Source organism: Pseudomonas protegens, from assembly GCF_003363755.1.
Taxonomy (GTDB): Bacteria; Pseudomonadota; Gammaproteobacteria; order Pseudomonadales; family Pseudomonadaceae; genus Aquipseudomonas; species Aquipseudomonas danubii.
In genome coordinates this window covers 6,175,359-6,199,331 of the sequence record NZ_CP031396.1, presented here as the reverse complement: position 1 = coordinate 6,199,331, position 23,973 = coordinate 6,175,359, and the positions used below count along the sequence as shown (strand labels likewise).

24 protein-coding genes are annotated in these 23,973 nt (G+C 65.1%); 14 read left to right on the top strand and 10 right to left on the bottom strand.

Translation table 11 applies throughout. The annotated features are described in order from the left end of the window. Position 1 precedes the first annotated feature (1 nt). On the top strand, positions 2 to 949 hold the full coding sequence (locus DWF74_RS28190; RefSeq protein ID WP_115582193.1) for a sensor domain-containing diguanylate cyclase: 948 nt from the start codon (positions 2 to 4) through the stop codon (positions 947 to 949). A gap of 140 nt (positions 950 to 1,089) precedes the next feature. Beyond that, positions 1,090 to 2,415, top strand: a complete 1,326-nt coding sequence (locus tag DWF74_RS28185) for a hypothetical protein (RefSeq protein WP_115582192.1) — start codon at positions 1,090 to 1,092, stop codon at positions 2,413 to 2,415. 7 nt (positions 2,416 to 2,422) lie between these two features. Here the strand turns inward: DWF74_RS28185 and DWF74_RS28180 are convergent, their stop codons facing one another. Next, positions 2,423 to 3,550 carry a saccharopine dehydrogenase family protein gene (locus DWF74_RS28180; protein ID WP_115582191.1) on the bottom strand — a complete coding sequence of 376 codons (1,128 nt, stop codon included), beginning with the start codon at positions 3,548 to 3,550 and terminating at the stop codon, positions 2,423 to 2,425. A 438-nt stretch (positions 3,551 to 3,988) separates the two neighbouring features. On the opposite strand from DWF74_RS28180, the gene DWF74_RS28175 reads away from it, so the two are divergent. Next, positions 3,989 to 4,858 carry an isocitrate lyase/PEP mutase family protein gene (locus tag DWF74_RS28175; RefSeq protein WP_102864306.1) on the top strand — a complete coding sequence of 290 codons (870 nt, stop codon included), beginning with the start codon at positions 3,989 to 3,991 and terminating at the stop codon, positions 4,856 to 4,858. Positions 4,859 to 4,891: 33 nt separating this feature from the next. On the opposite strand, the gene DWF74_RS28170 is transcribed toward DWF74_RS28175, so the two are convergent. After that, positions 4,892 to 5,296, bottom strand: coding sequence for a response regulator (locus DWF74_RS28170; RefSeq protein ID WP_102864305.1), 405 nt, complete (start codon positions 5,294 to 5,296; stop codon positions 4,892 to 4,894). Between the two features lie 180 nt (positions 5,297 to 5,476). Between DWF74_RS28170 and DWF74_RS28165 the strand changes: the two genes are divergently transcribed. From DWF74_RS28165 to DWF74_RS28145, 5 genes are all read left to right on the top strand, one after another. Then, positions 5,477 to 6,226 carry an SIR2 family NAD-dependent protein deacylase gene (locus DWF74_RS28165; RefSeq protein ID WP_115582190.1) on the top strand — a complete coding sequence of 250 codons (750 nt, stop codon included), beginning with the start codon at positions 5,477 to 5,479 and terminating at the stop codon, positions 6,224 to 6,226. 51 nt (positions 6,227 to 6,277) lie between these two features. Then, entirely contained in the window at positions 6,278 to 6,943 is a 666-nt protein-coding gene (locus tag DWF74_RS28160; RefSeq protein WP_115582189.1) for a suppressor of fused domain protein, read from the top strand. A 223-nt stretch (positions 6,944 to 7,166) separates the two neighbouring features. Next, positions 7,167 to 8,540, top strand: coding sequence for a nucleotide 5'-monophosphate nucleosidase PpnN (ppnN, locus tag DWF74_RS28155; RefSeq protein WP_102879885.1), 1,374 nt, complete (start codon positions 7,167 to 7,169; stop codon positions 8,538 to 8,540). Between the two features lie 177 nt (positions 8,541 to 8,717). Next, positions 8,718 to 9,329 carry a class I SAM-dependent methyltransferase gene (locus tag DWF74_RS28150; protein WP_115582188.1) on the top strand — a complete coding sequence of 204 codons (612 nt, stop codon included), beginning with the start codon at positions 8,718 to 8,720 and terminating at the stop codon, positions 9,327 to 9,329. A 180-nt stretch (positions 9,330 to 9,509) separates the two neighbouring features. Next, a complete protein-coding gene (locus tag DWF74_RS28145) occupies positions 9,510 to 11,291 on the top strand; it encodes an FAD-dependent oxidoreductase (protein WP_115582187.1) in 1,782 nt (593 codons plus the stop codon). A gap of 15 nt (positions 11,292 to 11,306) precedes the next feature. On the opposite strand, the gene DWF74_RS28140 is transcribed toward DWF74_RS28145, so the two are convergent. Further along, positions 11,307 to 12,359 (bottom strand): hypothetical protein, encoded by a 1,053-nt coding sequence (locus DWF74_RS28140; RefSeq protein ID WP_240321976.1) that lies wholly within the window; start codon positions 12,357 to 12,359, stop codon positions 11,307 to 11,309. A 187-nt stretch (positions 12,360 to 12,546) separates the two neighbouring features. On the opposite strand from DWF74_RS28140, the gene DWF74_RS28135 reads away from it, so the two are divergent. Further along, positions 12,547 to 12,921: a DUF2784 domain-containing protein gene (locus DWF74_RS28135; RefSeq protein WP_102864296.1), complete on the top strand. Its 375-nt coding sequence runs from the start codon at positions 12,547 to 12,549 to the stop codon at positions 12,919 to 12,921. Positions 12,922 to 12,971: 50 nt separating this feature from the next. On the opposite strand, the gene DWF74_RS28130 is transcribed toward DWF74_RS28135, so the two are convergent. Then, positions 12,972 to 13,781: a helix-turn-helix domain-containing protein gene (locus tag DWF74_RS28130; RefSeq protein ID WP_102864295.1), complete on the bottom strand. Its 810-nt coding sequence runs from the start codon at positions 13,779 to 13,781 to the stop codon at positions 12,972 to 12,974. 44 nt (positions 13,782 to 13,825) lie between these two features. Then, positions 13,826 to 14,284 (bottom strand): GNAT family N-acetyltransferase, encoded by a 459-nt coding sequence (locus DWF74_RS28125; protein ID WP_115582185.1) that lies wholly within the window; start codon positions 14,282 to 14,284, stop codon positions 13,826 to 13,828. A 148-nt stretch (positions 14,285 to 14,432) separates the two neighbouring features. Here DWF74_RS28125 and DWF74_RS28120 point away from each other — a divergent pair, with 148 nt between their 5' ends. Beyond that, the gene (locus DWF74_RS28120) at positions 14,433 to 14,822 is read left to right on the top strand and encodes a DUF6713 family protein (RefSeq protein WP_102864293.1); all 390 of its coding nucleotides are present in this window, start codon (positions 14,433 to 14,435) and stop codon (positions 14,820 to 14,822) included. 26 nt (positions 14,823 to 14,848) lie between these two features. Further along, positions 14,849 to 15,169, top strand: coding sequence for a DUF2834 domain-containing protein (locus DWF74_RS28115; RefSeq protein WP_115582184.1), 321 nt, complete (start codon positions 14,849 to 14,851; stop codon positions 15,167 to 15,169). A 12-nt stretch (positions 15,170 to 15,181) separates the two neighbouring features. Here DWF74_RS28115 and DWF74_RS28110 read toward each other — a convergent pair whose 3' ends face one another. Then, positions 15,182 to 16,537, bottom strand: coding sequence for an MATE family efflux transporter (locus DWF74_RS28110; RefSeq protein ID WP_115582183.1), 1,356 nt, complete (start codon positions 16,535 to 16,537; stop codon positions 15,182 to 15,184). Positions 16,538 to 16,672: 135 nt separating this feature from the next. Next, positions 16,673 to 17,656: an MDR family oxidoreductase gene (locus DWF74_RS28105; protein WP_102864290.1), complete on the bottom strand. Its 984-nt coding sequence runs from the start codon at positions 17,654 to 17,656 to the stop codon at positions 16,673 to 16,675. 349 nt (positions 17,657 to 18,005) lie between these two features. Between DWF74_RS28105 and DWF74_RS28100 the strand changes: the two genes are divergently transcribed. The 3 genes from DWF74_RS28100 to DWF74_RS28090 are packed head-to-tail and all read left to right on the top strand — an operon-like array spanning position 18,006 to position 20,435. Next, positions 18,006 to 18,941 (top strand): ankyrin repeat domain-containing protein, encoded by a 936-nt coding sequence (locus tag DWF74_RS28100; protein WP_115582182.1) that lies wholly within the window; start codon positions 18,006 to 18,008, stop codon positions 18,939 to 18,941. 47 nt (positions 18,942 to 18,988) lie between these two features. After that, entirely contained in the window at positions 18,989 to 19,435 is a 447-nt protein-coding gene (locus DWF74_RS28095) for a hypothetical protein (RefSeq protein ID WP_115582181.1), read from the top strand. Between the two features lie 58 nt (positions 19,436 to 19,493). After that, complete coding sequence (locus DWF74_RS28090) at positions 19,494 to 20,435, top strand: class I SAM-dependent methyltransferase (RefSeq protein WP_102864287.1); 942 nt, start codon at positions 19,494 to 19,496, stop codon at positions 20,433 to 20,435. Positions 20,436 to 20,987: 552 nt separating this feature from the next. Here DWF74_RS28090 and DWF74_RS28080 read toward each other — a convergent pair. The 3 genes from DWF74_RS28080 to DWF74_RS28070 form a co-directional block, all read right to left on the bottom strand. Beyond that, on the bottom strand, positions 20,988 to 21,446 hold the full coding sequence (locus DWF74_RS28080; protein WP_115582180.1) for a GNAT family N-acetyltransferase: 459 nt from the start codon (positions 21,444 to 21,446) through the stop codon (positions 20,988 to 20,990). A gap of 138 nt (positions 21,447 to 21,584) precedes the next feature. Next, positions 21,585 to 22,703 (bottom strand): agmatine deiminase family protein, encoded by a 1,119-nt coding sequence (locus DWF74_RS28075; RefSeq protein ID WP_115582179.1) that lies wholly within the window; start codon positions 22,701 to 22,703, stop codon positions 21,585 to 21,587. A 147-nt stretch (positions 22,704 to 22,850) separates the two neighbouring features. Next, a complete protein-coding gene (locus tag DWF74_RS28070) occupies positions 22,851 to 23,972 on the bottom strand; it encodes an extracellular solute-binding protein (protein WP_102864284.1) in 1,122 nt (373 codons plus the stop codon). Position 23,973: the final 1 nt, after the last annotated feature.

Here is a 23,973-nt window from a genome sequence, read left to right as displayed (position 1 = left end):
CATGCCCAAACGAATGGATTTCAGTGAACTGCACTGGCTGCTGGCGGTAGTCCAGAGCATCGATGTGGGGATCGTGGTGCTCGATCTGGAGTGCCGGGTCCAGGTGTGGAACAGCTTCATGGAGAACCGCTCCGGCGTGCCGTCCAAGCAGGCCATAGACCAGTCCTTTTTCGAGCTGTTCCCCGAGGTCGAGCGACCCTGGTTCACCCGCAAGGTCGGGCGTGTGGTGGCCCTGGGCACGCCGGCCTTCACCATCTGGAAGCAGCGGCCATACCTGGTGCATTTCAACAACTACCAGCCGATCACTGGCCAGGGCGAGTTCATGTACCAGAACACCACGCTGCTGCCGCTGCGTTCGTCCAACAGCGAGATCCATCACGTCTGCCTGGTGATCTACGACCTCACCGACGTGGCGATCAACAGCCTGGCGTTGCAGAAGGCCAACCAGCAGTTGCAGCACCTGTCACGCGTCGACCACCTGACCCAGCTGTTCAACCGTGGCCACTGGGAACAGCGCCTGGCGTTCGAATACAGCCGCCACGGCAACGCCATTGCCCTGCTGATGCTGGACATCGACCACTTCAAGTCGATCAACGATCGCTACGGGCACCAGGCCGGCGATGCAGTGATCAAACGCGTGTCGCAACTGATCCACGAGCATGTGCGCGACAGCGATGTGGCCGGGCGCTATGGCGGCGAAGAGTTCGCCATCCTCCTGCCCCACACCGATCTGGCCGGTGCCCACACCCTGGCCGAGCGCCTGCGCCAGTCGGTGGAAGCACAACAGGTGATCCACAACGGCCAAACCATCGCCTTCACCATCAGCCTGGGCATCGCCTGCCTCGACCGTCCGGCCCGGGACCACCGTTGCCTGATCGAATGGGCCGACCAGGCGCTGTACGCCTCCAAGCACGCCGGGCGCAATCGGGTCAGCACCTACGCGCCTTGAACAGCAGGACTCGGGCGCCTTGAACAAGGGCACTCAGGCCCCTTGAAAAAAAGCCGCCGCCAAGGGATAAACTGCGCGCTTTTCCGGTCCATCCCCCGGTCTGCTACGCCTTTTCCAGCGCCACAAGGAGTCCTGCGCGCATGTCCCAGTCGAATTCGAACCTGTCCCCGCAACAGCAATGGCAGCAAGCCGTGCTGACCTATGCCCGCGACATCAACCACTATGTCGAAACCGGCACCCGCGAGGGCTGGAAGGGCTTGAAGGAACCGAACATGCCCGACACCGAGCACCTGTTGCAGGACTGGCAAGCGGCCCTGGAAGCGAGCAATCAGGCCCCCCATGATGAGGCCGCGCGCCAGGCGTTCCGCCAGGACTGGCCACCGGCACACTTCCCACTGACGCCACGCCTGGAAAGCCAGGGGCGGATGATTCCGACCCTGGCCCTGTTGCCGGACGGTAGCCTGCTGGCACGCATCGGCGCGCCCTACGAGGCCGGCTTCGTGGTGCATATCGACGATGCGCGGATCCAGACCCTGGCGCAGGTGGAGTGCTTCGGCATGTGCCCGCAGCGGCGTTATTTCGCCTGGGGCCGGGCCGACGGCATCCAGGTCACTGACGGCTGGAATGGGCCTCAGGTGGCCAGCTTTCCCTGGCCCGCCCCTCACACCGGCCTGCCGGCAGGTCTGGAGCTTGAAGACAACGGACGCCCCTCTGCCACCAGCCTGATCCCTTTCCCTGACGGGCGCCGGGTGCTGCTGGTGAGTGCCGACGGCATCTTCGTCCTGGCTGCCGATGGTGCCACCCGCCTGCTGCGCAGCCTTGAGGACATCCAGCAGGACCTGGCCGACGGCGTCGCCGCCGAAGACCTGAGCATCGGCCTGAGCATGGAACATGGCGCGGTGTCGCCCGATGGCCAGTGGATCGCCATCGGCGAGCAAAGCGGGATGCACCTGGTGTTCGATGCGAGGTTGCAACAGGTCGCGCAGATCGGCCCCGCCAGCGAGTACCCGCACTTCGCTCACTTCAACCAGCGCGGCGACCGCCTGCTGCTCAATGCCTGCCACTTCTATGGCGGCGCCAGCGTGGGGGTGGCGGTAGCCGACCTGCCGGGGCTCTCCACCGACTTCTACAGCGACGACCCGCGCACCCCGGTGCTGCAAGAAGGCGCCCGGGTGTATGCCGCGGCTTCACGGGGCGACGAGTTCATCATCGGCGACGCCTACGGTTACCTGCGGGCCATCAGTGAAACCGGCGAAGAACGCTGGCAGCACTACATCGGCTCGACCCTCACCGCCATGGACATCAGCGTCGACGGCAAGACCCTGGTGGCCGCGACCTATGCCGGGATCATCGTCCAGATCGCCCTGGATAGCGGACGACCGGACTGGCAGATCGGCACCGGCGAGCACCATGAGCTGCGGCGCTGGCTGTTCTGGAAGGACTTCGCCAAGCCGCTGCTGTGGTGAGTGGGTTTTAAACCGGCGGGCGCGAGAAACTCACCTGCAGTTGCAGGTGATCCGGATCATCGATCGCCCGCAGGTACTCCTCGACACTGACCTCGCCAGCACTGGAGCGCGCCCCCGAGACCGGCACATGGCCGGCCAGCAGCTTGTGCACCAGGGCCACCGCAGCGCAGCTGGGGATTTCCGGGCCGTGATCGTGGGTGGCGGTCAACTGCGCGTACATCGACAGCGGCTGACCGTCCTGGCCCAGGCCATGCACGTCCACGTACAGGGCACTGAGGCCGTCGCCGAAACCTTCAAACCAAGTGCCGCAACGATGCAGACGCGCAGCCCAGGGCGCCGGGTCGGCGATCAGCCCGAGCTTCACCGCCTGGGCCAGCAGGGCGTTGGCCAGCCCGGCGACCTTCAGCCCGGCACCCGCCTTGAAGCTCAAGGTGTGGGCGCCATAACGCTCGGCGAACAGGTCCAGGTCCGGTACATCGACATTGGCCACCAGCCGCGTGCCCAGCCTGGGCAGCTTGCGCAAGGTCAGGCCCTGCCAGCCGATCACCGGGAGCGACTGGCCGTCCTTGAGTTGCAGGATCGGCCGGCCGGCGTAGGCCAGTACACCCTGGATGGTGGACAGGCCGGGCATTTTCGCCGAGGAGGAAATACCGTGCTCGATCCGATCGATGCGGGAGAAACGCTCACGGTGCTCATCGATGATCGCCGTCGACAGGGTCGGCACCGAACTGCACCCGCTGAGGAGGGTCACCCCGGCGGCCCGAGCCGCCTCATCCAGGGTGCCGATACCGCGCACGAACTGGCGGCAGTCGGCCAGGTCGCAGTAGTTGACCCCAGCCTCGATGCAGCCCTGGGCCACCGCGTAGGACTGGCCCTGGAACGGCCCTGCGGTGTGGATCACCCAATGCACATCCAGGGCCTTGAGCGCCGGCACCCACTGCGGGCCCATGGCATCGCCGCACCAGCCTTCGCAGGGCTGTCCAGCCTCGGCTTGCAGCGCCTGAACCTTGGCCGCGAGCTTGCGCGGGTCACGCCCGGAAATCAGCAGATGCACCCCGGGCGTCTGGATCAGATAGCGGCAGACGATGCTGCCGAAATTGCCATAACCACCGACCACCAACACCCTGAGCGTCATTACCTGCATCCTTGAACCAAGCCATTGCGCAGCTGCCAAGCTGCCATTCGAGGCGCGGCAGCTTGGTGGATTTGCCAGGGATCGACAAGCCCCCGGTTGCCCGCGGCGGCCTCCTCAACCGCCTTCGGCGAAGCGTCGTAATATTCGGTTAGAAAAAAAATGCCAATGCCGGTCCGGCATAATGCTATGCAAATTCCTCATCAACTCGGGCCTTGGAGCGTGTTAGCCTCGTCCCGCTATGTCGGCTTCGCATAATAAACTTGCCGGTTCACGCAACCGAGTAAGACCCAGACGCCTTGTTACCCCCCTTTGCTTCACCTTCATCTGCCCAACTAACGTTTCGCTGTGAGCCCTTCAATCATCGGCTCGCCAAGGGAACTGATTGCAAAATCTGACTCGACCTCAAGGTCGATCTCTCGATCCTATCTCGGAGCTGTTATGTCCAGGCTTTCCCATCAAGATTTGCGCCGCGGTTTCCGTGAACTGATCGCTTCCAACTCCTGCTACCACACCGCTTCCGTGTTCGACCCGATGTCTGCCCGTATCGCCGCCGACCTGGGTTTTGAAGTGGGCATCCTGGGTGGCTCCGTGGCTTCGCTGCAAGTGCTGGCGGCCCCTGACTTCGCCCTGATCACCCTCAGCGAATTCGCCGAACAGGCCACCCGCATCGGCCGTGTGGCCCAGTTGCCGGTGATCGCCGATGCCGACCATGGTTATGGCAACGCCCTCAACGTGATGCGCACCGTGGTTGAACTGGAGCGTGCCGGCATCGCCGCGCTGACCATCGAAGACACCCTGCTGCCCGCGCAATTCGGGCGTAAATCCACCGACCTGATTGGCGTTGCCGAAGGCGTCGGCAAGATCCGCGCCGCCCTGGAAGCCCGGGTCGATAACGAACTGGCGATCATCGCCCGGACCAACGCCGGGATTCTTCCGGTGCAGGAAATCATCAGCCGCACCCAGCAGTATCAACGTGCCGGCGCCGACGCCATCTGCATGGTGGGCATCCGTGATTTCGAGCAACTGGAACAGATCTCCGAGCACCTGAGTGTGCCGCTGATGCTGGTGACCTACGGCAACCCGGCCCTGCGCGATGACGCACGCCTGGCGGAGCTGGGAGTGAAAATCGTGGTGGACGGCCACGCCGCCTACTTCGCCGCGATCAAGGCCACTTACGACTGCCTGCGGGAACAGCGGCAGATCTTCACCCAGGCCTCGGACCTGAGTGCCACCGAACTGGCTCATACCTACACCCAGCCCGAGGACTACATCGTCTGGGCCAAGGAGTTCATGAGCGTCAAGGAGTAACACCGGCGATGGGCCGGGGTGAGGCGCAACGCCTCAACCCTGGGCCGATTTCAGCGCGCCTTCCACACAGTCGAGGATCTGCCCGATGGTCCAGGGCTTGCGAATGAAGGACACCGGATAACGCACCCCGGAACTCTCGGGGGTCTCGAACCCCGACATGACCACAATGGGCAGCGACGGCCAGTGCTCACCGCACAGGTTGCTCAGGCTGGCGCCATTGAGCCGGCCGGGCATGGTGATATCGGTCAGCAGCAGGGCCACGTCCGCGGCATGTTGTTGGAGGAATTCCCAGGCCCGGTCGGCACTCTCCATGGCCTCGGTGGCAAACCCCTCGTCCTGCAGAATCTCGCACAGGAACTCCAGCACCGTCGGTTCATCCTCCACCACCAGGATCAAACGGGAGGTGGCGTCTGGGTTGACGGACGAGGCTGGGCACATGGGGTAACACTCCCTGAAGGTTTGAGGACTCTACGGACAGGACCGCTGACAAGAGTTATGAGCGGCGGCTTGACGATAAATTCATTCCCGATGCGCCCGCAGTGTTTTTTTCGGACAGGTCCGAACCGGCTGGCGATAATGCGACCCCGATATCAGCGTAACAAGGGAGACAGGTCATCCATGGAGTTCGATCCCCAACGCCTGGCCCAGGCCCGACACCTGGTGGTGTTCAGTGGCGCCGGAGTCTCGGCCGAAAGCGCCATCCCGACCTTTCGCGACGCCCTGACCGGATTGTGGGAGAACTTCGACCCGGCGCGGCTGGCCACGCCCCAAGCCTTTCGCGAGGACCCGGCGCTGGTCTGGGGCTGGTATGAATGGCGCCGCATGAAAGTGCTCCAGGCCCGACCCAACCCGGCCCACCTGGCGATTGCCGAACTGGCCCGGCGCGTACCGCGCCTGACCCTGATCACCCAGAATGTCGATGACCTGCACGAGCGCGCCGGCAGCCCCTCGGTGCTGCACCTGCACGGCAGCCTGCATCACCCCAAGTGCTTCGCCTGCAACCGCCCCTTCAGCGGCAAACTGCCAGAACCCCTGTTGCCGGAGCAGGGTTGCAGCCTGGAGCCCCCCCGTTGCACCGGCTGCAACGGCAAGATCCGCCCCGGGGTGGTGTGGTTCGGCGAAGCCCTGCCACCGCACATCCTCAAAGAGGCATTCAAAGCGGCAGGCGAATGCGACCTGCTGTTGTCGGTAGGCACCTCGGGTCTGGTGCAGCCAGCGGCGCAGATCCCCCAACTGGCGCTGGAGCAAGGTGCCTGCGTGGTGCACATCAACCCGCAGCCCCAGGCCTGTACGAAGCCTGAGGAATACAGCCTGGTGGGCAAGGCCGGAGAGATTCTGCCGCAACTGCTGCGCCAGGCCTTTGCCTGATTTTCTGGCGGCTCAAGCCGAGCCACCGTTTCTGTTCAAGGACGCTTTCACATGCTGCAATCCCCCGACTCTTCATGGTTTGAAGCCGCCTGGGCACAACGTGAAGAACAACTCTACCCGGCGCTGTTCGGCGACCTGGGCCCAGGCATCTACCCCCTGGACATGGCGCTGTTCAGCGAGGTCTTCGGTCAGACCGAAATCGACCCGCGCTGGCTCAGCCACGGAGTCTTCGAATCTCCGCCTACCACCACGCGCAGCAGTTGGCTGTACGTCACTTCAGGGCTGTCCAATGCCTGGGAAGATGCGCAACCCGAAGCCGATGGCTGGTCCGGGATGGGCCAGGAACTGCTGCTGGAAACCCGCGAGCAGGCGCCCTGGGCCCTGCACCTGCTGCGTAAATTTTGCGCCTATCAACTGCTACTGGCCGCCGGCCGTTTCGGCGAGCAGCAGCCTCTGGGCGAATGGGACCGCATGCGTACCGGGCAACCCATCGACGGCGGCGACAGCCTGTTGCGGGCATTGCTGTTCATTCCCGCGCCGGCTTTTTCCGGGCCTCATCAATTGCTGAGCGGACGCTTCGAATTCCTGCAGATCGTCGGTCTGACCCTGGACGAACACGCCTGGGGCCAGAGCGCGGGTTATCCGGCCCTGCAGCAACGCCTGACCCAGGCCGTAGCCTCGCCGGTGATGGATCCGGCACGGGCCAGCGTCTGCTGAGGCTCGATGAAAATTCACCGCGACCGTGACGGATCGTCATTTTTCCAGCCACAGCGGGCCCGCTTGAGGTAGATTCAGACAGCGAACAATCTCGCGACGACGTTTGCTTTCTTGCCCTGCCGCTGGAAACCAAGCCCCGTACCGGTGGCTCTTTCACTGCCCCGCCGTTTTTTCGCCACTGACCGCACATGGCGCGGTGGCGCCGATTTCAGGAAATGGATTAATGCCGCAAAGACAAGTGATCAATGCTTCGGTGAGCCCGAAAGGCAGCCTGGAGACCCTCTCGCAACGTGAAGTGCAACAACTCAGCGCCGCCGGTTCCGGCAGCATCTACACGCTGTTCCGCCAGTGCGCCCTGGCGATCCTCAACACCGGCGCCCACGTCGATAACGCCAAGACCATCCTCGACGCCTACCACGATTTCGAAGTGCGCATTCACCAGCAGGACCGTGGCGTGCGCCTGGAACTGCTGAACGCACCGGCCGACGCCTTCGTCGATGGCGAGATGATTGCCAGCACCCGGGAAATGCTCTTCAGCGCCCTGCGCGACATCGTCTACACCGAGAACGAACTGGACAGCCAGCGCATCGACCTGGAGAGCTCCCAGGGCATCACCGACTACGTCTTCCACCTGCTGCGCAACGCCCGCACCCTGCGGCCCGGCGTGGAGCCGAAGATGGTGGTGTGCTGGGGCGGCCACTCGATCAATACCGAAGAATACAAATACACCAAGAAGGTCGGCCACGAACTGGGCCTGCGCAAGCTGGACATCTGCACCGGCTGCGGTCCGGGCGTGATGAAGGGCCCGATGAAAGGCGCCACCATCGCCCACGCCAAGCAGCGCATGAGCGGCGGCCGCTACCTGGGCCTGACCGAGCCGGGGATCATCGCCGCCGAAGCACCGAACCCCATCGTCAACGAGCTGGTGATCCTGCCGGACATCGAGAAGCGCCTGGAGGCCTTCGTGCGTGTCGGCCACGGCATCATCATCTTCCCGGGGGGCGCCGGCACCGCCGAGGAATTCCTCTACCTGCTGGGCATCCTGATGCACCCGGACAACCGTGAACTGCCGTTCCCGGTGATCCTGACCGGTCCCAAGAGCGCAGCGCCCTATCTGGAGCAGCTCAACGCCTTTGTCCTGGCGACCCTGGGCGAAGCGGCGCAGAAGCACTACCAGATCATCATCGACAACCCGGCAGAAGTGGCCCGGCAGATGACCGAAGGGCTGAAGACCGTCAAGCAGTTCCGCCGCGAACGCAACGACGCCTTCCACTTCAACTGGCTGCTGAAGATCGACGAGGGCTTTCAGCGCCCCTTCGATCCGACCCACGAGAACATGGCCAACCTGCAACTGAACCACGCCCTGGCGCCCCACGAACTGGCGGCCAACCTGCGCCGGGCGTTCTCCGGCATCGTCGCCGGCAACGTCAAGGACCAGGGCATCCGCCTGATCGAACAGAAAGGTCCCTACAGCATTCACGGTGACCCGGCGATCATGCAGCCCCTGGACCAACTGCTCAAAGCCTTCGTCGAGCAGCACCGCATGAAGCTGCCAGGCGGCGCGGCCTATGTGCCGTGCTACCGCGTAGTGAGTTGATCCCCAGCCCCTTCGGTGGTTGAACAGCGCCGCGCGTTCCCTGGGAGCGCGCGGCTTTTTCTTGCCCGGCATTGGCCTCCCGCGCCAGGCCGCCCCCTCGGCTTTGTGCTAGCTGAAACCCGGCAAAGGATGGCCGGGCTCCGGTAGGATGTGGCGCCAACCATCAAGGAGTGATTCATGCCAGCACCAGACAGTGAGACGTCCGCCCGGTGGGAAGCCTTCTACAAGACTTTCGAGGGTCGCCCACCTTCGCCCCTGTTGTGCCGCGCCCTGGCCTTGAACCTGCCCGACATGGACCACCCTCAGGCCATCGACCTGGGTTGCGGCTCGGGCATCGAGACCCGCTTATTGCTGGAGCGCGGCTGGAGAGTGCTGGCCATCGACCAGGAAGCGAGCGCCATCGAGCGCCTCAAAGAACGCGCCGGAACCCTCGCCGAAGGTCGCCTACGTGCCGTCCAGGGGCAGTTCGAAACCCTCAATGAACTGGCGCCGGCCCAGCTGATTCACGCCGGACTGGCCTGGCCGTTCTGTCGCCCCGACGCCTTCGCCCGGTTCTGGCAGGTGCAAGTCGAGGCCTTGCAACCCGGCGCGTTGCTGGTGGGCCAGCTGTTCGGTGAGCGGGACCAATGGGCCACGGCGCCAGACCTGACTTTTCACTCCCGCAGCGCCGCACAGGCACTGTGCGCCGGCCTGCACATCGAGCATTTCGAGGAAAGCGAAGGGCTGGGCAAGAGCCTGCGCGGTCCCAAGCACAACCACAGGTTCGACCTGATCCTGCGCAAACCCTGACGGACGCCACCAAGGCCGCCGCCCTATCCCCCCTCCCATCCTCGGGCAACGCCGCTGCACAGGGTGTTGCCACCTGCAAAACGCAGCGGGTTTGACAGCCTCGCGGCCACGTGAAATAGTTTTTCAACAATATGGAACATAATTCCACTTTTTATAATTACATCGAAAAGGCCTGTCATCGTGAGCGAAGTTCCCGCCGCAACCCTCCCGCCCCTGGATTGTGACCTGCTGGTGATCGGCTCCGGCGCTGCCGGCCTGGCCTGTGCCGTGACCGCCGCGTGGCATGGCCTGAAGGTGGTAGTAGTGGAAAAGGATTCCACTTTAGGCGGTGCCAGTGCCTGGTCCGGTGGCTGGATGTGGGTGCCGGGCAATCCCCTGGCGCGCCGCGCCGGCATCCATGAAAACCCGCAGCAACCGCGCACCTACCTCAGGCATGAACTGGGCGAAGGCTACGACGCCGGACGCATCGACGCCTTTCTTGATAACGGCCCACAAATGGTGGCGTTCTTCGAACAGCACACCGCCCTGCAGTTCGTCGACGGCAATGGCATTCCGGACATCCACGGCCAGGTGCCCGGGGCTGGCATCGAGGGTCATCAGGTGATCGCCGCGCCCTATGACGCCCGGGCCATCGGTCCCTTGCTGGCGCGCCTGCGCCGGACCCTGCGCGAGACCTCGTTCCTGGGCATGCCGATCATGGCCGGGGCTGACCTGGGCGCCTTTCTCAGCATGACGCGCTCGTTCAAGTCGCTGTTGCATGTGGGCAAGCGCTTTATCCGCCATCTGCGGGACCTGGCGCTGCATGGCCGAGCCATGCACCTGGTGAACGGCGTGGCGCTGATCGGCCGGCTGGCGAAGTCGGCCCAGGACCTGGGAGTGAATCTGCTGGAGTCGTCGCCGGCCCGTTCGCTGCTACAGGACGATCAAGGGGTGCACGGCGCCCTGGTCGACACGCCTCAGGGGCCGCGGGAGATCCGTGCTCGTCGCGGCGTGGTCCTGGCGGCCGGCGGTTTTGCCCAGGACCCGGTTCGACGCCAGGCGCTGTTTCCCCGGGCGCCTGACCCCGATGAGCATCTGGCCTTGCCCCCCTTGAGCTGCTCGGGAGACGGCATTCGTCTCGGTGAGGCCGCCGGTGCCGTGCTGGCCACCGACCTGGCCAGCCCGGTGGCCTGGGCCCCGGTATCGCGGGTGCAACACGCCGACGGCAGCATCGGCCACTTTCCCCATATCATCGATCGGGCCAAGCCCGGGGTGATCGGGGTGCTGGCCAATGGCAAACGCTTCGTCAACGAGGCCGACGGTTACTACGACTACACCGCGGCCATGGTGGAAGCGGTTCCGGCCGGCGAGGAAGTGGCGTCCTGGCTGATCTGCGACCACCGCTTCCAGCGTCGTTACGGACTGGGTTATGCCCGCCCCTTCCCCCTGCCCGTGGGCCATCTGGTGCGCAACGGCTACCTGCAACGGGCCGACTCCATCCAGGAGCTGGCACGGCGTTGCGGCATCGACCCACAAGGCCTGGCCGCCACGGTACAAGCGTTCAACCAGCATGCCCGGCAGGGTCAGGACCCTGAGTTCGGTCGCGGCTCGACGCCCTACAACCGCAAGCAGGGTGACGCCCTGCACCCAGGGCCTAACCCCTGCGTGGCGCCTATCCAGCAAGGGCCGTTCTATGGGGTCAAAGTGCTGCCCGGCAGTTTCGGCACCTTTGCCGGGCTCAAGACCAGTCCCCAGGCCCAAGTACTGGATCAGGCCGGGGCGGTGATCCCGGGGCTGTATGCCGCGGGCACCGACATGGCCAGTGTCATGGGCGGCTTCTACCCGTCCGGGGGCATCAACCTGGGGCCGGCCATGACCTTCGGCTACATTGCCGGGCGCCATGCCGCAGGCGTCAGTGACTATGAGGTGATCCTCGAACCGGCCCTTGGCGCAGGTTCCGGACAATGCGCTGCGATGCATTGACCTGGCGCCGCGGGTTCATGGGCTCCAGCCGGGGCCCTGCTCCACCAGGGGCTGCGACGCCTGCAACTGCGCCTCGATCTGCCGCGCCAGGTAATACACCCCGGCCATGACCCCGTGCTCAGGATCATGCAACTGCTTGAGCCAGGCCTGATCGAAGGCCACGCCCAGATCGCGCCGGGTCTGCGCCTGCAGGTCCTCGCGCTCATTGCTCTGGACCAGGGCCCGTACGCCCGCCACCCCCACGGAAATCAGCGCTCCGGCCACCCGCCCCACCGCGGCGGCCACGGCACCGGCCACACCGCGACTGGCAAACTGGGCCTGAAGTTTCTCGCTGGTGACCTGGGCCACCTGGGACACGCCCGGCGCCGCCTCCCCCTGATCGGTCGCCGGCCCGGCATGAATCTGCTGCAACAGCGGCGCATAGGCCGGCAGACGGGCCACCGGCTCGACCTGCAACAGCTGCTGCAACGAAGCGCGCTGCCCGGCCTGGGGCCCAATATCGATGGCGATGATCCGCGCCAGATGCTGATCCAATTGCGGCACGGGCAACTGGTGACGCACAGTGCTGAGCTGCACCTGCTGACGCAGCAACTGCACATAGAACTCCATGGCCTCGCCGGTAATGCCATCGGCATCGATCTCCAGCGCCACTGGTGCCAGGACCCGCTGCTGATACTGTTCCTGCAGGTAACCGGCCAGGCGCCTGGAAGCCTGTGCGTCATCGCCCCGGTCGTTCAGGGAATACCAACCGACCTTGAGCGCCAGCCATTCCTGGGTCCAGTAGCCACTGAACCAGGGAATGAAGTGTTCGTCAGTCTGCTGATAGATCCGTGTGCGCCAATGCTCCATGGAGCCCTGGGCATAGACTTCAGCCTGCTGGGTGGCGGAGCGTGAGGCGTTCAGCAGTTCCCCGTCCACCTGACGCCAGACGGCCGGACTGACCGGCGCCTGGGCGACGGGTTCGGCGACACGGCTGGCGCAGCCAGGAAGGAGCAGTACCAGCACCGCCAGCCCCAGGCTGAACAACCAGGACCTGGGGCGACAGCAACGCAGCGCCAGTGAGCACAAGGCAAGTCCCTCCCTGAAGGCAAGGCCAGGCCAGGCTCGACTGTCCGGCCTGGCCTACTTGCAGTATAGGTAGCGCCACTGCGAGGCCCGGGGCGTTTTGCCAGGCGCTCGTGCAATCGTTACGGCATCGGTATATTGCCCGGGGCGCCTGCGCCACGGACCTGCCTCCCCCCTACAAGGAACCTTCATGCTCTACCGCATCGCCGCTGACAGCCTGGTGCTGTTTCACCTGTCATTCATCGTCTTCGTGCTGCTGGGAGGCCTGCTGGTGCTGCGCCATCCGCGGCTGATGCTGCTGCACCTGCCCGCCGCGGCCTGGGGTGTGGCGGTGGAAGTCCTGCACCTGGAATGCCCGCTGACCCGCTGGGAAAACCTGTTGCGCCACGCCGCCGGCCAGGATGGCTACGGGGCCGGGTTCATCGAGCACTACCTGATCCCACTGATCTACCCCGCCGGCTTGACCCCGGGCATCCAGCTCTGGCTGGGCAGCCTGGTTCTAGTGATCAACCTCTCGGTCTACGGCTACCTGGCACGGCGCTGGAGCCGTACCCGCCACGCCTGAAGCCTCCCCCCTTGTGACCGCAGCGGCGAACTGGCCCGCACCTTGGCGCTCTAGGACGGATCGGCCTCGCAGGCCTGGGTCAGCGCCTGCCAGGTGGCCTGGTCGGCAGGGATCAAGTGCTCGATGCGCAATGACGCCACAGTGATGTCCTGGGGCATGCCAAAGGTGGTGAAGGTGGAAAGAAAACGCAGTTCGCCCGTGGGCCCGCGCACCCGTGTCAGCAGCAACGGCGTGGCCAGGCTTGCAGCACCCGCCGCCTCGCCGGGACACGGCAGGCTCGCCAGCAGCGCCACCAGCCCTGGCTGTTGCGCCGCCTCCCGGGCCGCCCGCTGCCAAGCCACCTGACGGATCTCTTCGGCATTGATCAGGCAGTCACCAAAACCACCGGGCAGCAGCAGGCTCGCCAACAGATTGAAGCCTTGCTCCAGCGCCGCCGCCGGCAGTCCCAAAAGCCCGAACAAGGCCGTGGTGGCGCGATTGGCGGCCAGTACCTGCCAGCCGCTGTCGATGACAATGGCCGGCGCCGGGTTGTTGGCCTGGAGCAGGTGCATCAGCGCGGCGCGCACCGGCTCCAGGCCCGGATCGTCCAATGGCAAGGCGGCATAACGGGGGGCATAGCCGGCGGCAAGATACACCCGGTTGCGTATTTCCAGTGGGGTATCCAGGGTGCTCAGCAAGCCATGCAGCAGCGCCGGGCTGGGCTGGGCCCGGCCCGTCTCGACACAGCTCAGGTGCCGTTGCGACATGCCCACCTGCAACGCCAGATCCAGCTGGCTCAAGCGCGCTTGGCGCCGCAGCTGGCGCAGTTGCGCGCCGACCGGCAGCGCTGGCGCGGGAACGCGTCCAAGGGGTTCAATCATCGGGTTCCGTCATCCTTTGGGTGGGTTAGCCGTTGGCGGACAGCTCAGCGAACAGGCTTGAAAAAGATCAGTTCGGGATCATCCTCGTCCAGGTTCTCGACCACCCCACTGGGGCGAAAACCCGCCTTGGCCAGCAACCCCTGGGCCGCCAGATTGGAGCGGTTGGTGGAGGTGAACAACTTGGTCGTCCGACAAGCCCTGTCGGCGGCAGCGAGCAGCCGTTGTGCCACCCCCTGACGTTGCTGCTCGGGTGCCACAACCACCAGGGAAACGAACCCCTGCTCGAAAAAATCATGCTTGAGCAACACATAGCCGGCGACCCTGTCGCACGCCACCTCGACCCACACCTGGCCCCGCCCGACCGCCTCACGAAGCGCCTGGCCTCGGCTGGCATGAGCTTGCGCGTAAGCATCAAAGCCAAGCATGGCCGGCACATCCTCAGGCCGAGCCTCACGAATCAACCGCGGGATACCTGGCTGGGGAAGCTGTTGGTTGTCACTCATCGCTACTCATTCCTTGAGGGTGTTGGTCGTCCGGTGCGGCCCAGCTGAGCGCTTGTGCCCCACGCCTGTCTATGACCTGGGAGGTCATTGAGTGCCCCGGGGGTTGCCACTTAGCCTGTTCGCTCCCCGTAGTTCAAGGAGTTTAACAGTGAGAAAAACACTCTGGCGCCTATGCCTGGCCTTGTTCGCCGGCCATGAACTGGACGCCGTGGCCCAAGCCGAGTGGCGCCTGCTGTATGGCTTGCGCGACCTCGATCCGGCACTGGGCCAGCAGTGGTTCATTGCGCTGCATGTACCGCTGTGCGTCGCACTGATGTGGCTGATCGGGCACCCGCGCCAGGCCATGCGCCGGACCAGCCGGCAACTGCTGGCCGCGTTTGCCGTGGTTCACGCCGGGCTGCACTACAACCTTCAGCAGCACCCGCTGTACCTCTTCGACTCGCTGCTGTCGCAAACGCTGATCTTCGCCTGCGGTGCCACCGGCCTGCTCTACCTGATGCTGGACCTGGGCCGGCAACGCTCCCCGTGCAACGACTGATCACCTCCCTGCTCAAGGAACCCACCATGCCCCGTCCCTACCTCGCGCTGCTGACCCTGCTGGCCTTCAGCGCCTACACCCTGTTCACCCTGCTCCAGGCACAGCAGTCGCTGCTGCAATTCGGCATGCAACTGCTGTCGCAATCCGACACTGCACAGGTGGTCATCGACCTGTACTTGATGGCGCTGCTGGCTGGACTGTGGATGCTGCGAGACGCCCGGGCCCGCGGACGCTCGGCGCTGTCGGTGCTGCCCTACCTGCTGCTGACGGCAGCCTTCGTCTCCATCGGCCCGTTGCTGTACATCGTGGTCAACGGCTTTGGCCGAGGCTCGCCCCGCAGCGCCTGAGCGGCAACGGCCTCAGATCAGCCGCTGGATCTGCTTGTGCCGCCAGACCAGCTTGAAGTAGCCGGTCTGCAGCACCAGCATGCTCAGGTAGGCCACCGGGAACGCCATCCATACCCCCTGCAGGCCGAAGTGCGCGTCCAACAGATAGGCCATCGGCAACTGCACCCCGAGGATGCAGAAAATCGAGATCGCCACCGGCATCAGCACCGTGCCGCTGGCGCGCATGATGCCACCCACCACCGCCTGGAAGCCGAACACCAGGATGCTCCAGAGCATGATGTGCAGCAGGTGTTCGGCCTGCACCAGGGCTGTGGGGTCGATGATGAACAGCCCCAACAGCCAGTGGGAAATCAGGTAGCCGAGCAACACCAGGGCCCCGGTCAGGCACAGGTTGATCGCCAGGCCCGTGCGCAGGATCGGGGTGATGCGCTCCAGGCGCCCGGCGCCGATGGCCTGGGCCCCGAGGATCGACGCGGTGATGGCGATCGACAGCGCCGGGAACTGCACATAGTTGACGATCTGGGTCACCGCGCCGTAGGCCGCCGTGGCCTGGGAACCGTGGCGGTTAACCAGGGCCAGGATCACCAGCTCGGAGAGCGAGATCACCACCATCTGCACCCCGGTGGGCAGGCCGATGCGCAGCACCTTGGCGAGGATCGCCCGGTCCAGTTTCATCGCCGCGAACAGCGCCCGATCCGGCGCCAGGGGATGGGCCCGGCCACTCAAGCGCCAGACCAGGAAACCCATGGCCAGGATATTGCCCACCAGCCCGGCGAAGGCCGCACTTTGGATGCCCATCGGCGGCAGGCCCAGCCAGCCACGAATCAGCGCCGGAGTCAGCAGCAGGCCCACCAGGGTCGACACGATCAGCGCCAGCAGCGGCGACAGGGTATCGCTGACGCCCCGCAGCAACTGGGTAAAGAGCACGAACACCAGCAGCAGCGGCATGATCAGCATCATCACCCGGGCATAGCCCACCGCATCGTCCAACACATCCAGCGGGGTCCCCAGCCCCTGCAATGCCGGCCGCGCAAACAGCATGCCCAGCAGCGCCCCCAGCAGGCCGATCAATGCGCCGAGCAACAGGGTGCTGCCGGCCACCGCCTTGACCGTGCCCAACTCCCGGGCGCCCCAGACCTGGCCGATCAGCACCGAGGCCCCCGCGCCCAGGCCGATCACCAGGGCAATGAAGAAGAACACGATGGGGAACATCCCCGACACCGCGGCCAACGCCTGGGTCCCCAGCATCTGCCCGATGTAGATGCCGTTGAGCGTGCCGGAGAACGACTGCAGGAAGTTCGACAGCACCATGGGCAAGAGGAAGATCAGGTACACCTGCCAGAGCGGGCGCTGGGCGGGAATCGACATGGGGCAGGCAACCTCGGATCAAGAGGACGAAGGGCCGCGAAGCAGTCCGTGGTACGGGGCTCGCGTCGGTCCTGGAAGGTGCAGCAATGAAGGCCGCACGCGACGCTCCGGCAGCGCAGCGGCCCGAGGTTTGTATCAGCGGTTGACGTCCACCACCACCCGCCCGCGGACCTTGCCTTCGAGCAGTTCGCGGGCGACGGTCAACGCCTCTTCCAGGCCCACTTCGCGGGTGATCCGCTGCAGGTGCTGCTGGTCCACCTCGGCAGCCAGGCGCTCCCAGGCATGCACCCGTTCGTGGTAGGGACGGGTCACGCTGTTGATCCCCAGCAAGCTCACACCCCGCAGAATGAAGGGCGCCACCGAAGCCGGGAAATCCATGCCCTGGGCCAACCCGCAGGCAGCCACCAGACCATCGGCGGCGGTGCCGGCACAGACGTTGGCCAGGGTGTGACTGCCCACCGAATCGATGGCCGCCGCCCAGCGTTCCTTGGCCAGCGGGCGTCCCGGTTCGGACAGTTCGGCACGCTCGATGATACGGCTGGCCCCCAGCGTCTTGAGGTAGTCGGCCTCTTCCGGCCGCCCGGTGGCGGCAATCACCGAGTAGCCCAGGCGCGACAGCAGGCTGATGGCAAAGCTGCCGACGCCGCCGCTGGCACCGGTGACCAGCACTTCGCCGTGCTCGGGGGTCAGGCCGCTGCGCTCCAGGGCGATCAGGCACAGCATGGCGGTGTAGCCGGCAGTGCCGATGGCCATGGCCTGGCGCGCGCTGAAGGCTTCTGGCAGGTGGATCAGCCAGTCCCCCTGCAACCGGGCCTTCTGCGCCAGCCCGCCCCAATGGCTCTCGCCCACGCCCCAGCCATTGAGCAGCACCTGCTCCCCCGGGCGAAAGCGCGGATGGCTGCTGGCTTCGACGGTGCCTGCCAGGTCGATTCCGGGGACCATGGGAAACTGCCGCACCACCGGGCTTTTGCCAGTGATCGCCAGGCCGTCCTTGTAGTTCAGGGTGCTGTAGGCCACCCGCACCGTGACATCACCTGCCGGCAGTTGCACCTCCTCCAGTTGGCTCAGATGGGCGCGATAACCTGCAGTGTCTTTGTCGATCACAATGGCCTTGAACATCACGGACTCCTGTTGGCAAGGGAGGCTGCAGCGCTGGCTGCAACGGCGTAGAACGCGAACGCGCCATCCTACGCAAGCCTTCGGAAGGCGTCCATGAACACCCCTGCCCGCCGCAGAATTGCTCCGCTGGCCGGGCCGGTGCTGCCGGTCATTGATCCGCCCTCACCCCAGTCCCCGCCGGCGACGCTCACAATGGCCCGGGCTGCACCCAGCGTCCCCTATCGCAACGTAGCCCAGCGCGACTGGCCTGCCAGAACGGCGATGAGGGGCCTATCGGGCGTGGCAAAAACGCAGCATGCAGCATTACCATGCCGCGGTGTTTCTACCCTGACCGAACGGATTCTCGACCTTGTCTCACCTACTGGAAAAAGCCGCCGCACGCGGCGATCTCGCGGCCATCGAGCGCCTCCTTGATGCCGGCGCGGACCTTGAATGGCAGCACAAGGGCACCGGCCGCACGGCCCTGCTGGCCGCCACTATCGCCGGGCACCGGCCGGCCGTGGCGCTGCTGCTGGCACGCGGCGCGAATGTCCAGCAACCGTGCAAGGCCCTGGGCTACAGCCCCCTGGCCTGGGCCGCCAGCCAAGGTGATAGCGCCATGGCCGAGTTGCTGATAGCCCATGGCGCAGCGCTCGAACACGCCAGCCCCGAACTGCAACGCACTGCCCTGATGAACGCCGCCCAGGCCGGGCACGAGGCAATGCTGAGCTTGCTGCTCAAAGCCGGCGCCGATCCCCAGCGCCTGGACTTCCAGCAGCGCAATGCCTGGTCCCTGGCCGAAGAGAAGGGCCATACCCAGATCATGCAACAGCTGGCGCAGGCCGGTGCCGGAGCGCCGCCAGCGTCCGCGGCGGCCCCTTGCCTGCCCTGGCCGCCACTGGCACCAGGCGATGACAACAGTGGCGATCCGGTCACCCAGGTGCGGGCCTATACCCTGGCGCTGGAGGCCTGGGAACAACGGGGCAATGCCCTGGACCACAAGGCTGTCGACGCGGCCTTCTGGGCCGAACCGCAACAGCTCCTCGAACGTTTCTGCACCCTGCGGCCGCGGGCCTACCCCCGAGCCTCCTACGGTTACCCCACAACCTACTCCGAGGCCGACCAACTACTGGGCTGCCAGCTGCTCAAGCCCGCCCAGGCCGAAGTGCTGATGCGTGATCCAGCCTCCCGGACGCTGTGCTACGAGCATCGCTTCCTGGTCAAACGGGTCGCGGGGCAATGGCGCATCGACAGCGTCAAGCGGCGCCTGGCCGGCACCCCGAAATGGACCAACGCGATTCTGTGACGCCCCTGCAACTTGCACGCCCCTCTCACCTTTCAGGACCTGTCCCCATGAAATACGACGACGCCTCCTGGCACTACGGCGGCGACTTTCCCGACGACCTGCCCACCACGGCCGGAGCCACCCACATCGGCCTGTTCCTGGCCTGGATGCTGATCAACGACTTTGCCAGCGAGGAGCTGCTGGACGATGTCGAAGAGGAGATCCGCCAAGTCCAGGCCCGCACCCTCGATGGCCGCGAGTTCCTGTTGCGGATACTGGATGAAAAGCTCAGCGACGGCGATTTCAACGACGAAGGCAATGCCTTTGCCCTGGCCTACTACAAGGGGCGGGACAGCGGTCGGTTTTCCAGCGACTACGAACAGATCCTGGCCCCCGAGCCGGGCACCCTCTACCGGGTGGAAAACAGCTGGATCAACTACGACCGGCTGGCATCGGTGATGGACGAGCGACTTGCACACTGGCGCGCCACGGGGCGAGCGCAGTACATCGACTGAGCGCCGGACGCCGGCAATTGTGGTTAAATGCCGCCCCCGAAAATCGCCGGTTACCGTGATGACCCCTCAAGCCCTCGCCACCCTCAACCAGCACTTGCTAACCGCCCTGGCCACCGCGCCCACCGAAACCCGGCGCCTGTTCCATGGCCGCGGCCGCTGCTGGCCGGGGCTGGAGCAACTGACCGTGGACTGGCTGCAAGGGGTACTGCTGGTGTCCCTGTTCAAGGCGCCGGAGCCTGAACAACTCGCGGCCCTGAAGCTGCTGCTGGTGGAGCTGGGCGACTCCGCGCAATGGGCCGCCAGCGGCGCCCGCAGCCTGATGCTGCAGCACCGCTACCTGCCCGACAGCCATGGCGAATGGCTGCTGGGCCCGCCGGTGGATTCCTGCACCATCACCGAGGAAGGCCTGCGCTACCAGGTGGACCTGGGCAGCAAGCAGAACAACGGGCTGTTCCTCGACATGCGCTACGGGCGCAACTGGGTCCGGGCCCATGCCCGGGGCCAGAACGTGCTCAACCTGTTCGCCTACACCTGCGGCTTCTCGGTAGCAGCGATCGCTGGCGGTGCCGAGCGAGTGGTCAACCTCGACATGTCCCGAGCGGCCCTGAGCCGTGGCCGCGACAACCACCGGCTCAATGGCCACGACACCAGCCGGGTGAGCTTTCTCGGCCATGACCTGTTCAAGTCCTGGAGCAAGGTCAAGCAAGGTGGCCCTTACGACCTGGTGATCATTGATCCGCCATCGTTCCAGAAAGGCAGCTTTGTCCTGGGCAAGGACTATGCCCGCGTCCTGCGGCGCTTGCCGGAGTTGCTGACAGCCAACGGCTGCGTGCTGGCCTGCATGAACGACCCGGCATTTACCGTGGAGTTTCTGCTGGAGGGCATGGCCGAGGCAGCGCCGGGGTTGCGTTTTGAACAGCGGCTGGAGAACCCGCCAGAGTTTCCCGATGCCGATCCGCAATGTGGGCTCAAGGCGCTGGTGTTTCGTCAGGGGGAATAGAGGGGCCATCGCTGCTTGGAAGGGGCCGGAAGATCAAAAGCCAAAGCCAAGGTGCGCAGGCTGGCTCCTTGTAGCCGCTGCCGAAGGCTGCGAACGAGCGCTAGCGCTCGCAAGACCAGGCGACGCGGTGGTTCAGGAACATTGGGGAGGCAGGTTTAGCGTCTCCTGCGGAGCCGGTCGCAGCCTGCGGCAGCGGCTACATTAACGCGAACGGCGATGAAACAGGCCGGCCGGCAGGCCGCCGTCAGATTTTGATCTTGATCTGAACGCCCCGTTAACCACGATGGCCGAACGCAGGCATTGAGCCGTGGGTAACCCGGCAGGGATGCCGGGTTAGCCGCCACCCGGCCAGGGATGGCCGGTGGCGGCGGCCCACGGATCAATGCCGGAGTTCGGGCATGCCGAGCCCCAGCGAGGCACCGAGTGGAGGGGCAAAGCCCTTTGGTTACTTTGGGGCCCCAAAGTGACTCGCCGTAAGGGCGAAACCGCCAGCCGCCACACCCGCAGCAACGGATATGCCCCCCAAAAAAAACCCAAAGCCCCCGCTGCGCCTCAAAACCCCATCCGATACTCAATAACCCCAGGCTTGTGCGCCACCCAGTCATACAACCTCTGCGCACGCTTGTTGCTCTCCTGGGTATGCCAATACAAGCGCCCACACCGCTGTTCCCGGGCAAAGGCCTGCACCCACTCGATCAACAGTTTCCCCGCACCACTGCCCCGCACTGCCGGTGCGACATACAGGTCCTCCAGATAACAGAAGTCGGTTACCGCCCAGGTCGAACGGTGCAACACCGAGTTGACGAAACCGATCAGCTCATCACCCTGCACCGCCACCGCTGAAAACACCGGCTCTTGCGGATCGCAGAAACGCTCGAAGGCAACCACACTGACCTGCTCATCCAGCGTCACCTGATAGAAATCCTGATACGCCAGCCACAACTGCAACCACTGCTGATAATCGCCAGGCTGAATCGGTCGTATCGTCACTGCGTGTTGTTGATCACTCATTGCACTCTCCTGTTGAAAACCCACTCCAGACGTCAACCCCTGGATGGTGAGGAGCGCCAGCTTATGGTTTGAGTGGAGGGCTTGATCAGTCCAGTTCAATCGAAAGGAGCAGACCACTTTTGCCAGCGCCCTCGAACCTCACACCTCGGGCTGCTGATGGGTCACGCAGTGGATTCCCCCGCCTCCCGCCGCGATGGCGTCAATGTCCAACTGCACCACTTGCCGCCCGGGGTACAGGCTCTCCAGCAGGGCCAGGGCCTTGGCATCCGCCGCCGGATCGCCGAACTGCGGGGAAATCACCGCGCCATTGATCACGAAGTAGTTGATGTAGCCCGCGGCAAAATCGTCGTTGCCCCGGCTGAAGCGCGTCTTGCGCGGGTTCAGCGGCGGCGACAGGGTGTGAACCTGCAGCTTGCGGCCATCGGCATCGGTGGCATTGCGCAGGATCTCCAGGTGCTTGAGGGTCACCTGGTGGTCGTAGGAGTCCGGGTCGTTGTCGAGGTTGGCCACCACCACCCCGGGCCTGACGAAACGTGCATAGAAGTCGACATGGGCATCAGTGATGTCCCGGCCCTTGATCCCCGGTAGCCAGATGATCTTGCGCAAGCCGAGACAAGCCTTGAGTTCAGCCTCCACCTCGGCCTTGCTCCAACCCGGGTTGCGGTTGCTGTTGATCCAGCTGCTTTCGGTCATGATCCCGGTGCCGTGGCCATCCACCTCGATACCGCCCCCCTCGCCTACCAGCTCGCTGCGCAGGTACCGGGCATCGGCGGCGTCGGCCATTTGCCTCGCCAGCCGGGCATCCCGGGCGTGGCGCTGCTTGTTGCCCCAGCCATTGAAGTTGAAGTCCACCGCGCCCAGTTGGCCCTGGGCGTTGGTGACGAAGTTGGCGCCGATATCGCGCATCCAGATATCGTCCAGCTCGGTGATCACGTAGCTGATGTTGTGCGTCCCGCACAGTGTTTCGGCCAGGTCGCGCTCCTCTTCGCGACAGAACAGGGTCAGGGGTTGATGGACGGCGATGGCGCGGGCGATGCGCCCCTGGGCTTGCTGGACATCAGAGGTGAAGTCTTCCCAGATCGCGTCCTGGGCGCCAAAGGCCATGAAGGCCCGCTGCTGGCGGTCGCCTTCGTCAGGCAGGTACCAGTCGTCCTGCTCCTGGGCTCGGGCTTGGCGGGAGCCCAGGCCCAGGCTGGTCATCGCGGTGATTGCGACCAGCAGCGAGGCCTGTTTGATAAGTTCACGTCGGGTGGGCATGGGGCAATTCTCTGGGTGGGGTTTGCTGAAGGGGGTACAAAAGCAGGCGAGGTGCTAACGGGCGCCTTCGCGGGCAAGCCTGTTTCTACCCGGACATTGTAGGAGCCGACTTGCCGGCGAACCGCACCGCGGCCTGCCGGCCCGGGTTCAGGGGCTTGGTGCTGTCGCGGTCTTGAACTTGGTCCAGGCGCGCATTCGGGCGCGCATGTCGGCCTGTGGGATGTCCCGGCCGGGGATCAGGCGTTCGAAGCTGGCTTGATCCGGGTAGATGTCCGGGTTGTCGCGCATCTGCGGATCGACAGCGGGCCGGGCCTTGGCATTGGCCGTGGGATAGCCGGTGGAGTTGCTGATGGCCGCCATGTTCTCCGGGCGCATGACAAAGTTGATAAAGGCATAGGCGTACTCCGGGTGCCGGGCGTCCTTGGGGATCGCCATGGTGTCCATCCACACCGTGGTGCCTTCACGGGGGATGCGGTACTGGAAGTCGACCTTTTTCCCCGCGGCATCGGCAGCGCGCTGGGCCTGGGTCATGTCGCCGCTGTAACCCAGAGACAGGCACAGATTGCCGTTGACCAGGTCGGTCACTGGCTGCGACTGGAACTTGCGGATGTAGGGCCGCAGCTTCCCCAGCAGTTCGCCGGCGGCCTGCAGATCCGCCGGCTTGGCGCTGCGCGGTTCACGCCCGAGGTAGTTGAGCGCCACCGCCAGCACTTCATCCGGCGAGTCGATGACCGAGATTCCGCAATCGGCAAACTTGCTCGCCAGCTCGGGCTTGAACAACAGGTCCAGGCTGTTCACCGGGGCATTGGGCAGGCGCTCGGCGACCTGCTGTGCGTTGTAGGTCAAGCCGATGGTGCCCCAGGTGTAGGGCACCGTCGCCTGGCTGGCGCGGGGGTACTGGGTCCGCAGTTTTTGCAGACCGGGCTCGATGTCGTCCAGGCCGCTCAGCTTGCTCGGGTCCAGGGTCTGCAGGCTGCCGGCGCGCATCAGCCGTTCGGCCACGGTGTCGCCGGGGAAGATCAGGTCGTAGCCGCTGCCGCCCGTCATCAGCTTGGCTTCCAGCACTTCGCTGCCTTCCATGACGTCGTAGATCACCTTGATCCCGGTTTCGGCGGTAAAGCGACTCAGGGTATCGGCGGCGAAATAGTCGGCCCAGTTATACAGGCGCAGGGTCTTGTCCTCGGCTTCGGCCCGGGCCTGGGTCGATACCAGGGTCGCGGCGAGCAACCAGCCGAGTGCCTGCAAGCGGGGTTTGCCAGTCGGTTGCATA

Bases quoted from the DNA above. Each gene is read 5' to 3' on its own strand.
- DWF74_RS28190 (WP_115582193.1), top strand. From the start codon at position 2: ATGCCCAAACGAATGGATTTCAGTGAACTGCACTGGCTGCTGGCGGTA.
- DWF74_RS28185 (WP_115582192.1), top strand. From the start codon at position 1,090: ATGTCCCAGTCGAATTCGAACCTGTCCCCGCAACAGCAATGGCAGCAA.
- DWF74_RS28180 (WP_115582191.1), bottom strand. From the start codon at position 3,550: ATGACGCTCAGGGTGTTGGTGGTCGGTGGTTATGGCAATTTCGGCAGC.
- DWF74_RS28175 (WP_102864306.1), top strand. From the start codon at position 3,989: ATGTCCAGGCTTTCCCATCAAGATTTGCGCCGCGGTTTCCGTGAACTG.
- DWF74_RS28170 (WP_102864305.1), bottom strand. From the start codon at position 5,296: ATGTGCCCAGCCTCGTCCGTCAACCCAGACGCCACCTCCCGTTTGATC.
- DWF74_RS28165 (WP_115582190.1), top strand. From the start codon at position 5,477: ATGGAGTTCGATCCCCAACGCCTGGCCCAGGCCCGACACCTGGTGGTG.
- DWF74_RS28160 (WP_115582189.1), top strand. From the start codon at position 6,278: ATGCTGCAATCCCCCGACTCTTCATGGTTTGAAGCCGCCTGGGCACAA.
- ppnN (WP_102879885.1), top strand. From the start codon at position 7,167: ATGCCGCAAAGACAAGTGATCAATGCTTCGGTGAGCCCGAAAGGCAGC.
- DWF74_RS28150 (WP_115582188.1), top strand. From the start codon at position 8,718: ATGCCAGCACCAGACAGTGAGACGTCCGCCCGGTGGGAAGCCTTCTAC.
- DWF74_RS28135 (WP_102864296.1), top strand. From the start codon at position 12,547: ATGCTCTACCGCATCGCCGCTGACAGCCTGGTGCTGTTTCACCTGTCA.
- DWF74_RS28130 (WP_102864295.1), bottom strand. From the start codon at position 13,781: ATGATTGAACCCCTTGGACGCGTTCCCGCGCCAGCGCTGCCGGTCGGC.
- DWF74_RS28125 (WP_115582185.1), bottom strand. From the start codon at position 14,284: ATGAGTGACAACCAACAGCTTCCCCAGCCAGGTATCCCGCGGTTGATT.
- DWF74_RS28115 (WP_115582184.1), top strand. From the start codon at position 14,849: ATGCCCCGTCCCTACCTCGCGCTGCTGACCCTGCTGGCCTTCAGCGCC.
- DWF74_RS28110 (WP_115582183.1), bottom strand. From the start codon at position 16,537: ATGTCGATTCCCGCCCAGCGCCCGCTCTGGCAGGTGTACCTGATCTTC.
- DWF74_RS28105 (WP_102864290.1), bottom strand. From the start codon at position 17,656: ATGTTCAAGGCCATTGTGATCGACAAAGACACTGCAGGTTATCGCGCC.
- DWF74_RS28095 (WP_115582181.1), top strand. From the start codon at position 18,989: ATGAAATACGACGACGCCTCCTGGCACTACGGCGGCGACTTTCCCGAC.
- DWF74_RS28090 (WP_102864287.1), top strand. From the start codon at position 19,494: ATGACCCCTCAAGCCCTCGCCACCCTCAACCAGCACTTGCTAACCGCC.
- DWF74_RS28080 (WP_115582180.1), bottom strand. From the start codon at position 21,446: ATGAGTGATCAACAACACGCAGTGACGATACGACCGATTCAGCCTGGC.
- DWF74_RS28075 (WP_115582179.1), bottom strand. From the start codon at position 22,703: ATGCCCACCCGACGTGAACTTATCAAACAGGCCTCGCTGCTGGTCGCA.
- DWF74_RS28070 (WP_102864284.1), bottom strand. From the start codon at position 23,972: ATGCAACCGACTGGCAAACCCCGCTTGCAGGCACTCGGCTGGTTGCTC.